General features: G+C 60.3%; 10 protein-coding genes. 6 read left to right on the top strand and 4 right to left on the bottom strand.

Annotated features, from left to right (window positions below; all coding sequences use genetic code 11):
• On the top strand, window positions 1–1,377 hold a 1,377-nt coding region (gene traD, locus E4Q23_RS18855; RefSeq protein ID WP_169068073.1), incomplete at its 5' end, for a conjugative transfer system coupling protein TraD.
• Complete coding sequence (locus tag E4Q23_RS18850; RefSeq protein WP_169068072.1) at window positions 1,374–1,991, top strand: DUF4400 domain-containing protein; 618 nt, start codon at window positions 1,374–1,376, stop codon at window positions 1,989–1,991. The genes traD and E4Q23_RS18850, both read left to right, overlap by 4 nt.
• 460 nt (window positions 1,992–2,451) lie before the next feature.
• Here the strand turns inward: E4Q23_RS18850 and E4Q23_RS24175 are convergent, their stop codons facing one another.
• Window positions 2,452–2,655, bottom strand: a complete 204-nt coding sequence (locus E4Q23_RS24175) for a GDCCVxC domain-containing (seleno)protein (RefSeq protein ID WP_169068076.1) — start codon at window positions 2,653–2,655, stop codon at window positions 2,452–2,454.
• Window positions 2,656–2,712: 57 nt separating this feature from the next.
• Window positions 2,713–3,144: a Cd(II)/Pb(II)-responsive transcriptional regulator gene (gene cadR / locus E4Q23_RS18840; protein ID WP_169068071.1), complete on the bottom strand. Its 432-nt coding sequence runs from the start codon at window positions 3,142–3,144 to the stop codon at window positions 2,713–2,715.
• A 78-nt stretch (window positions 3,145–3,222) separates the two neighbouring features.
• Between cadR and E4Q23_RS18835 the strand changes: the two genes are divergently transcribed.
• On the top strand, window positions 3,223–5,514 hold the full coding sequence (locus E4Q23_RS18835; protein WP_423753363.1) for a heavy metal translocating P-type ATPase: 2,292 nt from the start codon (window positions 3,223–3,225) through the stop codon (window positions 5,512–5,514).
• A 10-nt stretch (window positions 5,515–5,524) separates the two neighbouring features.
• On the opposite strand, the gene E4Q23_RS18830 is transcribed toward E4Q23_RS18835, so the two are convergent.
• Together E4Q23_RS18830 and E4Q23_RS18825 are read right to left on the bottom strand one after the other, a co-directional pair.
• Window positions 5,525–6,880, bottom strand: coding sequence for a heavy metal sensor histidine kinase (locus E4Q23_RS18830; RefSeq protein ID WP_169068070.1), 1,356 nt, complete (start codon window positions 6,878–6,880; stop codon window positions 5,525–5,527).
• Window positions 6,877–7,563, bottom strand: a complete 687-nt coding sequence (locus E4Q23_RS18825) for a heavy metal response regulator transcription factor (RefSeq protein ID WP_169068069.1) — start codon at window positions 7,561–7,563, stop codon at window positions 6,877–6,879. Before E4Q23_RS18825 ends, E4Q23_RS18830 begins: the two co-directional genes overlap by 4 nt.
• Before the next feature lie 192 nt (window positions 7,564–7,755).
• Between E4Q23_RS18825 and E4Q23_RS18820 the strand changes: the two genes are divergently transcribed.
• From E4Q23_RS18820 to E4Q23_RS18810, 3 genes are all read left to right on the top strand, one after another.
• Window positions 7,756–8,097, top strand: a complete 342-nt coding sequence (locus E4Q23_RS18820) for a DUF4148 domain-containing protein (protein ID WP_211203839.1) — start codon at window positions 7,756–7,758, stop codon at window positions 8,095–8,097.
• Window positions 8,098–9,003: 906 nt separating this feature from the next.
• Entirely contained in the window at window positions 9,004–10,293 is a 1,290-nt protein-coding gene (locus E4Q23_RS18815) for a TolC family protein (protein WP_169068068.1), read from the top strand.
• 64 nt (window positions 10,294–10,357) lie between these two features.
• A complete protein-coding gene (locus E4Q23_RS18810) occupies window positions 10,358–11,707 on the top strand; it encodes an efflux RND transporter periplasmic adaptor subunit (RefSeq protein ID WP_169068067.1) in 1,350 nt (449 codons plus the stop codon).
• The last annotated feature ends 41 nt before the right edge of the window (window positions 11,708–11,748 follow it).

Below are 11,748 nucleotides of genomic sequence, written 5' to 3'. Positions count from 1 at the left end.
GATCTTGTTGTTGGTGTTGGCGAGCACCTGGTCGGGCACACCCTGATCGTCGGCACGACCCGTGTCGGCAAGACACGCCTGTTCGATCTGCTCATCGCCCAGGCAATCTTCCGGGGCGAGACGGTGATCATCATCGATCCGAAGGGTGATCACGCGCTGGCCAGAAATGCTCGCGCCGCGTGTGACGCCAGCGGGGCAGGGGAGCGCTTCGTGTATTTTCATCCGGCGCATCCCGACCGGTCGGCGTGCATCGATCCCTTGCACAACTGGAACCGCAAGACCGAGCTGGCCAGTCGCGTGGCGGCGTTGATCCCCTCGGAAACGGGTGCCGACCCGTTCACCGCCTTCGGTTGGAAAGTGCTGAATGACATCACCAACGGCATGATCGCCACCGGTCATCGGCCGAACCTGGTGCAGCTGCGCCGCTACGTCGAAGGTGGCCCCGAGAGCCTCTTGCAGCGGGCCCTGAAAGTTCATTTCACTCGCCAGGTGAAGGACTGGGAAAGCCGGGCCGCGTCCCATATCCGGCGCTACAAGGATCGACTGCTGGAAGCCTACATCGCTTTCTATCGGGAGATCGCCATCCATGACGCGCAGTCGGTGGATCTCGATGGCTTGATCTCGACCTACGAGCACAATCGCGAGCACTTCCAGAAGATGGTGGCGTCCCTGATCCCGATCCTCTCGATGCTCACCAGTGAGCCCCTGCAGGCGCTCCTGTCACCGGACTTCGAGCCCGGCCACGAGCGGCTGGTGACCGACATGTCGAAGATCATCCACGGCAACAAGGTGGTCTACATCGGTCTGGATTCGCTCGCCGACTCGACGGTGGGCAGCGCCATCGGCTCCATCCTGCTGGCCGATCTCACCGCCGTCGCGGGCGACCGCTACAACTACGGCATCGACTCGCTGACGCCGGTCAATCTGTTCATCGATGAAGCCGCGGAGGTCCTCAACCAGCCGGCCATTCAACTGATGAACAAGGGCGGCGGCGCCGATTTCCGGGTGACCATCGCCACGCAGACCTTTGCCGATTTTGCCAGCCGACTCGGCGACGAAAACAAGGCCCGCCAGGTGCTCGCCAACACCAACAACAAGATCGCCCTGCGTGTTCTGGACTCCGAAACGCAAAAATACCTGGCCGAAGGCATGCCGCAGATCAAGGTGCGTTCGATGGCCCTGCGCTACGGGCACAACGTCGATAGCCACGTGCAGGACGAATACACCGCGTCTTATCAGGAACAGATTCTGGAGGAGGAGGCCGAACTCTTCCCGGCGGCGATGCTCGGTGAGTTGCCACCGCTGCACTTCATCGCGCGCCTGTCCGGTGGCCGGACGCTCAAGGGACGGTTTCCCATCCTGCTGACGCAGCCATGAGGCCTGCGCGCACCGACAACGCCTGGAGTACCTTCGTCGCCGTCGCGCTGTTTCTGCTCATGGCGGCCACCTGGGCGTTCATTCCGCCGACGGCGATCCGCAATGCCTGGATCGCCGAACGGGCGGCGGTCTACGCGATTGCTGGCAAGGGTGAGAGCGATGTCTACGGTCGTACCCTGGACGATATGGAAAAATCGCTGGCGTCGGATTTTCGCAGCTTCATCATCGACGCTCAATCGACAGGGCAGGGACCCTTTGGGAGTTCCGACCTCAGCGCCTGGGCGCAGGGCCGGATCGTCGCGACCTGGTTGTGGATCGGCCTGGTCGCCTACCGCCTGCAAGTGTTGATGGGATGGCTGGTGCCAGGCATTCCCTTGGTGATGGCGGCCTACAGCGACGGCCAGCTCGTGCGGGAAATCCGCAAGTATTCCTTCCTGGCCCGGAGCCCGATCCGACACAGCCTCGGGGTGCGCGTGCTATGGGCCGTTCTGGTAGGACTTGCCGTTTGGATAATCGTGCCGTTGCCGATGCCCTCGCTGCTGCCACCCTTGTTGATCGTCTCGATCTCGTACGCCCTGTGGCTGTGGGTGAGCAATTTGCAGAAGCGGCTTTGAGGGGTGTGCCATCCAGGGGGCGCTACGGCTGTGGTGTGACGGCTGGTCGACGGCGGCGAATCGTGGCGCGTTCGTGCTGCCTCGACCACGACCTGGTCATTGCCGTCGCGAAGAAACGAGACCTCTGAACGGCCGCTGCCACCGTTCAACGTGACGTTTGGCGGTGTAGCCTCTGGGGCAGGTTCTCGGCCGGAGGGGCCGTTGGGTTGTCGCACCAGGAACGACTGCGATGAGACGGTCAGCGGTCGTTCAACACTACGGGGCCACGAACGACGGCTTTCTCATCCGTCGAACGCGAACTTTCACCAGATTGAGGTCGGAAGGTCGGTAGCGCTGCTGCTCGAAGCTAGGGGACGTCTCAGAAAACGGAAAATAGAGCACGCTAAGCCTTTTCGCCGCGCCATGACGCAAACAGCCCGCGCAAAGGCGGGCTGTCGATGGTGCCGGGGAAAGCCTGGAATTACCCGCAACTCCTGTTCTGCGCCTGAATCCGTGGGCATTTTACCGAGCCGAAGGAACAGAATACGCAACAGTCGCCGGAGTTGGGGCGCAGCAGGTTCTTGCAGTTGCGGCACTCGTAGTAGAACTGGCAAGCGTCAGTCGACATGGTTTCCTGCTGGGCGAATCCACAGTGTGGGGGTAGAACAAGCAGCCGTGTCACCAGCCGCCATTTGAGGAATCAGCTCACGAAACGGGAAAAAGTTGTACGCCAAGACCTCGATTAACCGAGGTGCGTGTGCCGTTCATGCCGAGGTTCTGTTTCCATAGACGCCAGCCCCTGCAAGATTCCACAGGCGTCCATGGCCTGGTCGCTCTGGCAGCGCTGACGCAGCTCACTGAGCTGCTGCTTGAGCTGGAACAGCTCGGCCATACGCACGTCGACGTGGGCAATGTGTTCGTCCAGTAGTTGATTGACGCCACCGCAATCACCGGCAGGCTGATCCATCAGACCCAGTAGCGTGCGGATTTCCGCATGCGTCATATCCAGGGCACGACAATTCCGTATAAAGCGAAGCCGCTCGACGTGGAGCTCGCCATAGCTGCGGTAGTTGGCCCGCGTCCGTGCCGGCGCGGATAGCAGTCCTTCCTTTTCGTAGTAACGCACGGTTTCCACCGTGCATTGCGCCACTTGGGCGAGTTCACCGATCTTCACGGGTAGTCTCCAAAACACTTGACCCTATAGTAACTGCAGGGTGTGAAATGGACAATATACCAACAATTCGACGACGCCATGCCCTCTCGCCCCGTGAAAATTACGCATGTTCACCACGCATGCGGCGACGATCAGTCTCATGCTCACGACGCTTTGCCCGCTCATCACGATCATGGGCATTCGCACGACCATGGTCATGAGTGTTGCGCTGCCGATCCCTTACCAACATCGGCATCAGGCAACGCCAGTCTGATCACAGCCAAAATTCCGGCCGGCTACACACTCACTCGGTTACGCGTCGCACAGATGGATTGCCCGACCGAGGAGGCGTTGATCCGCAACAAGCTGGGTGGCATAGCCACGGTGAGCGGGATGGAATTCAACCTCATGCAGCGGGTCCTGACCGTTGTCCACCAGAACAACACGCTACCTGCCGTTGAGACGGCCATCCGTGACTTGGGCATGAGTACCGAGCCAATGGAAGCAAGCAGCCAAGGCAGCGCGCCCACCGAGGCAGTCAGTAAGCCTTGGTGGCCGTTGGCGCTGGCCGGGGTTGCTGCTCTTGGCGCGGAAATTGTTCATTGGGCTGGATTGCCAGAATGGTTGTCCGGACTGCTCGCTCTCGTCGCCATAACAATCAGCGGTGTCGGCACTTTCAAGAAGGGCTGGATTGCGTTGCGCCACGGCAATTTCAATATCAATGCCCTGATGAGCATTGCCGTGACGGGTGCGGTGTTGCTGCGCCAGTGGCCGGAAGCGGCCATGGTCATGGTCTTGTTTACTGTTGCCGAGCTGATCGAAGCGAAGTCACTTGATCGGGCACGCAATGCCATTCGCAGCCTGGTGCAGTTGACGCCGGAAATGGCGACAGTACGGCAAGCGAACGGTGCTTGGGCCGAACTGCCAGCCAAGGCTGTCACCATCGGCCAAATCGTGCGCGTCAAACCAGGCGAGCGCGTCGCCCTCGATGGTGTCGTGACGGCTGGGCGATCAAGCATCAATCAGGCGCCTATTACCGGCGAGAGCTTGCCGGTCGACAAGTCGGCTGGAGACAGTGTCTTTGCCGGGACCATCAACCAATCTGGCTCCGTCGAATTCCGGGTTACTGCCGAATCCACGCATTCGACCTTGGCACGCATCATTCACGCGGTCGAAGAAGCGCAAGGCGCACGTGCGCCAACCCAGCGCTTCGTCGATCAGTTTGCCAAGATCTACACGCCGGCGGTGTTCGTCTTCGCCATCGCGGTAGCCCTTGTGCCGCCGCTGCTACTTGGTGGCAGCTGGCAGGATTGGGTATACCAGGCGCTGGTTCTGCTGGTCATAGCCTGTCCGTGCGCCTTGGTCATTTCCACGCCCATCACCATCGTCAGCGGTCTGGCAGCAGCAGCCCGCCACGGCATTCTGATCAAGGGCGGTGTTTATCTTGAGGAAGGTCACAAGCTCGCGTGGCTGGCATTCGACAAGACCGGCACCATCACGCACGGCAAACCGGTATTGACCGATACGGTCTTGCTCGATCAGACGGACGGAGTGGATGCCGTCCGAGTGGCCACCAGTCTTGCTGCACGCTCCGATCACCCGGTTTCTCACGCCATAGCCACAAGCGGACAACGGAACGACACCGTCCTGCTTGATGTAGCGGACTTCGCCGCTATTCCAGGGCGAGGTGTGCTCGGAACCGTTGGCGGCGTGCAATATCAGCTTGGTAACCATCGCTTGATCCATGAGCTTGGCGTATGTACTCCTCCCCTGGAGGCTCGGCTTGGTGAATTGGAAGAGCAAGGCAAGACGGTCATTCTGCTCACCGATGGCGAGCGCGTGCTGGTCCTGTTTGCGGTGGCCGATACGGTCAAGGACAGTAGCCGCGCCGCGATCCGGGCGCTACATGAGTTGGGTATCAAAACAGTCATGCTGACCGGCGACAACGCACACACCGCGCGAGCCATCGCGGCCCAGGTTCAGATTGACGAAGCCTTGGGCGATCAACTGCCGGAAGACAAGCTGCGCGCTATCGAACGCTACGCGCAAACAGGCAAGGTTGGCATGGTGGGTGACGGCATCAACGATGCACCGGCCCTGGCGCGAGCTGACATCGGCTTTGCCATGGGCGCGGCGGGTACCGATACGGCTATCGAGACTGCTGACGTCGCACTGATGGATGACGACCTGAACAAGATTGCGCGTTTTGTCCGCCTGTCGCGCACTACCCGGACGGTACTGGTACAGAACATCGCGCTGGCATTGGGCATCAAAGTCGTTTTTCTCGTACTCACGCTGCTCGGTATGGGCACCATGTGGATGGCGGTATTCGCTGATATGGGCGCGAGTCTGCTGGTTGTGGCTAACGCTCTAAGGCTGGTGCGTCAGTAGCAAATTGCTCTCAGATTGGAGTCGTTGGTTGCGTGCTCCCCATGGGCAACACGAAACCAACGGTCGTCCTGCCTATCGCGGACTCTGCGAATGTCTTGCCGCCATGCATGCGCGCGATGGCGGCGACGATCGACAACCCTAGACCATGGTTGGTTTCGCTATGTTCACGCGCAGGTGACGCCCGGTAGAAGCGATCAAACAGGCGAGATTGGTGCTCTTCCGGGATGGTCGGGCCGATGTTGCTTACCGAAAGTTTGACGGCATTTGTCGCGTCGGAGTCGATGGCCAGCTCAACGATTGAGCCTGGATCGGCGAAGTGGGTTGCATTCGATAGCAAATTTGACAGTGCCCGGCGTAGCAACGCTGTGTCAAAGAAGCCTGAAGAGTCTCCATGCACCTCAGCACGTAGGCCAGCTTCCTGTAGCGACGCGTCGTGATAGTCGATGACTTCGGCTGCGATCATCGCCAGGCTATCAATACGATCTCGTCGTGCGAGCGCGCCACAAGCGGCTCTTGACAGGAACAGCATGTCGTTAACGAGGCCGGCAAGGCGCCGCAGTTCTTCAAGGTTTAAGCCGAGGACTTCCCTCAATTCATTCGCTTCTCGATTGCCACTCAACGCCAATTCCGTCTCGCCAATCAGTATTGTCAGGGGATTTCGCAACTCATGTGCGACGTCCGCATTGAAGCCATCCAGCTGTTTGTAGGCGTAGTCCAGCCGCGCGAGGAGCGCGTTGAACTGCGTAACCAAAGGCTGCAACTCTTCAGCTTGGCCTGACCCATCCAGCGACTGGTCAAGGCTGTCCGGGGCTAGTGCTGCCGCCTGCCGGGCGAGGTCGTGAATCGGCGCCAGTCCCCGTCTTACGAGCCAAACGCCACTCAGGTAGATCAACGCGGAACCGGCCAAGGCACACGCTAGAAGCGTCCACGCCAAGCGTCTCATTAGTTCAGCATCTGCTTCCGTGTTCAGCGTCATCTGGGCGCGAAGGGCCGATGTGCCGAATAGCATGGACGGAATATCAAAAGTAAGCTGCCTCTGAGAAATGGCGGCTTGTGTGGTAGATGCGGTGCTGTAGACGAGAGCGCCAGCGGGGGTGCTCAGGCGCAACTGAAGATCAGCATGGCCGGCAAAGAAATCGTCAAGCTTGTGACGCAGGCTGGTCAATTCGTCTTCGGCTCCAATTTCAGCCACCAGATGGCGGATTACTTCCTCCTTGTGCTGAAGCTCTTCACTCTGGCGAGCCACGAAACTGAGGTTCGTGACGAAGTACACCGCCACACAGACTAGCCCAAGCCCTAGAAGAGCCTGCACAGCGAGCCAACGAGACAACCAGTGGTCTATCGACACTGGAGCACTCGTCTTCATGACTTTCGGCTTTCTAGGACGTAGCCCATTCCACGGACGGTGTGAAGGAGTTTCTCGTAGAACGGATCGTCGAGTTTGCCTCGCAGGCGACGCACGGCTACTTCGACGACGTTTGTATTGCTGTCAAAGCTCATGTCCCACACCTTCTCGGCCAGTGCTGCACGCGAAATCACCTGCCCGTGTCGGCGCAGTAGGAGGCTGAGCAGCGTAAATTCCTTAGCGGTCAGGTTGATGCGCTCGCCGCCTCGCGTTACCCGCCGCCGCGCGAGATCAACTTCGAGGTCCGCCAGCCTGAGGATATGGGCGTCCGGACCTCGGGGCTCTCTTGTTCCGCGACGCAGCAGGGCTTGCACCCGGGCAAGTAGCTCGGAAAGGGAGAAGGGCTTTACCAAGTAATCGTCGGCCCCAGTTTGCAGGCCCCTCACCCGATCCTCAACCTTGTCCTTCGCTGTGAGCATCAATACCGGCACAGCGCTCTGTCGTCGAAGCGCGTGCACGATTGCGAAACCATCCATCCCTGGCAGCATGACGTCGAGAAGGACGGCGTCGTATCCGCCGTTCAGCGCAAGCTGCAACCCGGCCGGGCCGCTGTGTGAGACATCAACGACGTAGCTGTTCTCCGTAAGCGCCTTGCGTAGGTACTCGGCAAGCCTCAATTCGTCTTCGATGACCAGGATCTTCATACGCGAATTATCGCGGGATCGGCGATGCAAAAGGATTACGAATTCGTAATTTGGCAGTTCGCAAATTGACGTGCTCGGCGCGCTATCGTACCTCCCGTGCCGAACGTTCAACCCAAACGGCATCGTTACCGCACACCAGCGTGTTTTCAAGTTCCATCAAATTCCACTTCGCCTACAAGAAGGAAACCCATTATGTTGATTCGTACCGCCATACTTTTCCCCATCCTCTCCATCGCCCTCGCCGCACCGACGCTTGCGCTGGCCGAATCGGAGATGCATTTATCGAGAGGCGAGGTGGGCTACACGTTTCACCCCAATCATGTGAAGTCCACCAAGACCACCGCCCAGGTCATGCAGGAATGGCAGGAGGCCAAGGCAGACGGGAGCTACCAACAGTCTCTGGTAAATTATCCGGCTCCTGTCAAAAGCGTCGGGCCGGGCAAAACTCGAGCCGAAGTGCTCAATGAGCTAAAGAATATTACCCCCGCCGAGCGCGCGCGAATGCAGGCAATCTATACAAAAGGTGCGGGGTAACATCTGAGCTCTTCGTCTTTGAGTTACGGTGATGTTGGCGGCAGTTTCGATCCGTAAAAATTTTGTTACGGCCACGCCTCTGGCATATCCGTACGCACTGCATTCGGGTGCGAACCGGTATTCCAGAGGCGACCGTGATACCCGATATCTCAGGCTCGAAGGCTACCATCTCAACCGCCCAGACCAATCGGCATTGCTATGACGAACGTGCAAAAACCACCTACCTTCCCGGGAAACCAGCGGATGAAACCGACGCAGAGGCAAGGCTTCTTAGCTATACTGCGCCCGTGATCAAGCGCCTCGTCCTTATCCTCTTGCTAGTAGTGGCGCCGCTCCAGGCTGCTTGGGGCCTGGCGGGCGGCTATTGTCCGCATGACGAGCGGAGTGCGGACACGCAGCATTTTGGCCATCACGTACACGAGCATCAGGCGGCCAACCAGAACGACGACGTCGATTCAGCCGCAACCGTTTCTGATACCGATTGCATCTCGTGTCACCTCGGATGTGTCGGTGTCGCTATCTCTCCTGCCCCAGTGCTGCTGTCCACGCCAGCATCTTCGGCTGTCGCCCCCCCCGCTCGCTTTCCCCTCTCCGTTTTTCTCCAGGGTCCAGAACGACCCAATTGGGCGCCCGCCGTCTGATCCGGCGGAACGTCCACAGCTTTCAACCGCAAATTCTCTTCTTAAGCCCCAGAACAGGGGCTAAGCGGCCGTCGCAAACGGTGCTTCAGAGTAATGGCGGCCACCAAGCTAGAACCGTGGCGCAATCGCGCAAATCGGCGGCAAACGCCTGCCAATACGGGCTTTCAGCGCGCCTCCCGCGGCAACAACTGATAAATCCAAGGCCAACTTTCTGGTCGCCTTGCCGCCTACATGCGCGGGTATCAAACGGAGATTTCAACGAGACATGCATTCAAATATTCATCGTGGGCGTGTGGCCCGCTTCATCACAACGCTGATCTTGGCGGCCGCCACGTCGGCGGTGCTGGCTGCAGAGTCACCCCTGACCTTGGCAGCGGCCTTGCAGATTGCCGAAGCGGCCAACCCCCAACTTCGGGCAGCGCAAGCCGATCTGGCCGCCACCGAGGGGCAACTCGCTGATACCCGTGGCCTGCTCTGGAACAACCCGCAACTAACCGCCGAACAGGCCCGCCGCAAGGTTCCTCTCCCGGGCCAGGGAAATGACACCCTGCGGGAGTGGGGTGCCGATCTTTCCCAGACCCTGGAGATCGCAGGTCAGCATGGCTATCGTCGCAGCGCGGCTGAGCAGGATCTGGCCGCACTCCAGGAAAGCATCGAAGAGACCCGCCGACGGGTCCTCGCCGAGGTCGAGCAGAAGTTCGTCCAGGTATTGGGCTTGCAGACGCGTGCTACGACCGAGGCTGAACTGGTCAGCTTGATCAGGGATGCTGCTGGAGCGGCAAGAAAACGCTTCGCGGCGGGCGAAGATACCAAGCTCGACAGCAATCTCGCGGAGGTTGAGCTCGGTCGCGCCGACAATCAGCTGCAAGCGGCGCGCGAACAGCTCATCCAGGCCCGCGCAGATCTCGCCGCCACTCTGCAATTGCCGGCCGAAGCGCTGCCGGAAGTACGAGGGACACTGGCCTCCGAAGTGGCCACGCCATACACCCTGGACGAGCTGCTGGCCGCAGCCGCTGACCGGCCGCGATTACGTGCGCTGGAGTACCAGGAGCAGGCCGCCCGCAGTCGCCTGGGCTTGGAGCGTGCCGCGGCATACCCGGACGTGACTGTTGGCGTTTTCACGGCCCGTGAAGGATCAAGCGATGCACGCGAGCAGATCACCGGCGTTTCCGTTTCCTTACCCCTGCCACTGTTTCGCCGCAACGCCACCGGCATCGGCAGAGCGGTCACCGACGTGAGCAAAGTCCAGATTGAGCGCGAGGTGGCCAATCGGGACGCGCGCGCAACGGTCCTGGCTCTGTGGCAGAAGCGGGAAAGCCTGCGTGGTCGGGTAAAGCAGCTCGATCAAGTTGTCCTGCAACGCCTGAACGAGAACAAGCGTCTGTCCGTAGCAGGCTACCGGGCCGGTGAGATCAGCCTCACTCAACTCTTGCTAGCAACCCGGCAAGTTCTCGATACCCGCCGCGAAGTGCTGGAGGCCATGACCGATCTGGCCCTGGTGCGCATCGAACTCGAGCAGGCAGCGGGCTGGCATCGGCAGCCGAAAGGCTCGTGATGAGTCATCACCGAGTCGCACACCGCACCCGTCACCTGAAAACGTATCCATTGAAAGATCATTCATGAACAACCTATTCCACGTACTCCCGGCGCAGCGGGCTGCACTTTTCGCGCTCGGCTTCTCCGCCCTGATTCTCGGCGGCTGTGGTAAGACCGAATCTCCGGCCACCGCCGCCAAAGCCGGCACGGCAATGAGCAGCGCCGAAGAGCAGCACGCCGCTGCCGAGAAGCCAGGCGAACACCGGGGCAAAGACGAACACGCTGCGGGCGAGAAAGCCGGGGCACACGCTGGGGCGGTTAGCAAAGACGGGGACGGCCACGGCGACGAGCATGAAGCAGGGGGGGTGGAAGCACTCAAGCTCAGTGCCGAAGAGATTCAATCTGCCGGCATCAAGAGCGCAGAAATACTGGTGCAGGAAGTGAGCGAACCGCTCACCTTGACCGCCACCATCCGCCCGAATCAAGACCGCATAGCGCACGTGGCGCCACGCGTCCCTGGGCGCATCGTCAATGTCAAAACCAATCTCGGCGACCAGGTAAAGGCCGGGCAGACGCTGGCCGTTCTCGATAGCCTGGAAGTCGGCGATGCGTACTCGGCTTACCTGCAGGCAGCGACCCAGCAGTCGGTAGCCAAGGCCGACTTCGAGCGCGCCGAGAAGCTGCACGGCGATCAGATCATTGCCCAGAAAGACCATCTGCGCGCCCATGCCGAGTACGAGAAGTCCAAGGCCGCTCTCGCAGCGGCCAGGGACAGGCTGCGCATGCTGGGTGTGGACGCCTCGCCTACGGGCGACGGCAAAGCACGATCCACCTTCCCGGTCAGCACGCCGTTCGCCGGAACGGTAATCGAAAAGCACGCCATCCTCGGCGAGCTCTCCCAGCCAGACAGTCCGCTTTTCGTCGTCGCCGACCTGTCGAAACTGTGGATCGCAGCCGATCTGTTCGAGAAGGATCTCGGCCGCATCCAGGTAGGCGCCAGTGCGATTGTTACCGTCGCCGCCTATCCAGACGAGTCCTTCGAGGGCACGCTGACCTACATCGCGGCAGTGGTCGACAAGGAGACCCGTACCGTGCAAGCGCGTGTGGAAGTGACGAATCTGGACGGCCGGCTCAAACCGGAAATGTTCGCCACCGTCGCCATCCGTACCATCGAGACGACCAGACAGGGTGCGACAGTCAAAGCCTTGCTGGTCCCCACCGAGGCCGTCGTGTTGATGAATGGTCAGCCCACGGTGTTTATCGAGGACAGCGACGGCTTCGAGCCGAGAAATGTCGTGCTCGGGCAGAAACTGCGTGGGCGCCTGGTGGTCAAGAGTGGCCTGGCGACGGGCGAGCGGGTGGTGACGGCGGGCGCTTACGCCCTTAAGGCACGCATCATGAAGTCGGAGCTTGGCGCAGGTCACGGGCACTGAGGGGAAAACCATGCTGAACCGTATCGTTGATCTCTCATTGC

The sequence above is a fragment of the Candidatus Accumulibacter phosphatis genome, from assembly GCF_012939955.1.
Lineage (GTDB): Bacteria > Pseudomonadota > Gammaproteobacteria > Burkholderiales > Rhodocyclaceae > Accumulibacter > Accumulibacter delftensis.
This window is presented reverse-complemented; position numbering and strand designations above follow the sequence as displayed.

Excerpts from the sequence above, each read along its gene's own strand:
- E4Q23_RS18850 (WP_169068072.1), top strand. The coding sequence starts at position 1,374 with ATGAGGCCTGCGCGCACCGACAACGCCTGGAGTACCTTCGTCGCCGTC.
- E4Q23_RS18835 (WP_423753363.1), top strand. The coding sequence starts at position 3,223 with ATGCCCTCTCGCCCCGTGAAAATTACGCATGTTCACCACGCATGCGGC.
- E4Q23_RS18830 (WP_169068070.1), bottom strand. The coding sequence starts at position 6,880 with ATGAAGACGAGTGCTCCAGTGTCGATAGACCACTGGTTGTCTCGTTGG.
- E4Q23_RS18825 (WP_169068069.1), bottom strand. The coding sequence starts at position 7,563 with ATGAAGATCCTGGTCATCGAAGACGAATTGAGGCTTGCCGAGTACCTA.
- E4Q23_RS18820 (WP_211203839.1), top strand. The coding sequence starts at position 7,756 with ATGTTGATTCGTACCGCCATACTTTTCCCCATCCTCTCCATCGCCCTC.
- E4Q23_RS18815 (WP_169068068.1), top strand. The coding sequence starts at position 9,004 with ATGCATTCAAATATTCATCGTGGGCGTGTGGCCCGCTTCATCACAACG.
- E4Q23_RS18810 (WP_169068067.1), top strand. The coding sequence starts at position 10,358 with ATGAACAACCTATTCCACGTACTCCCGGCGCAGCGGGCTGCACTTTTC.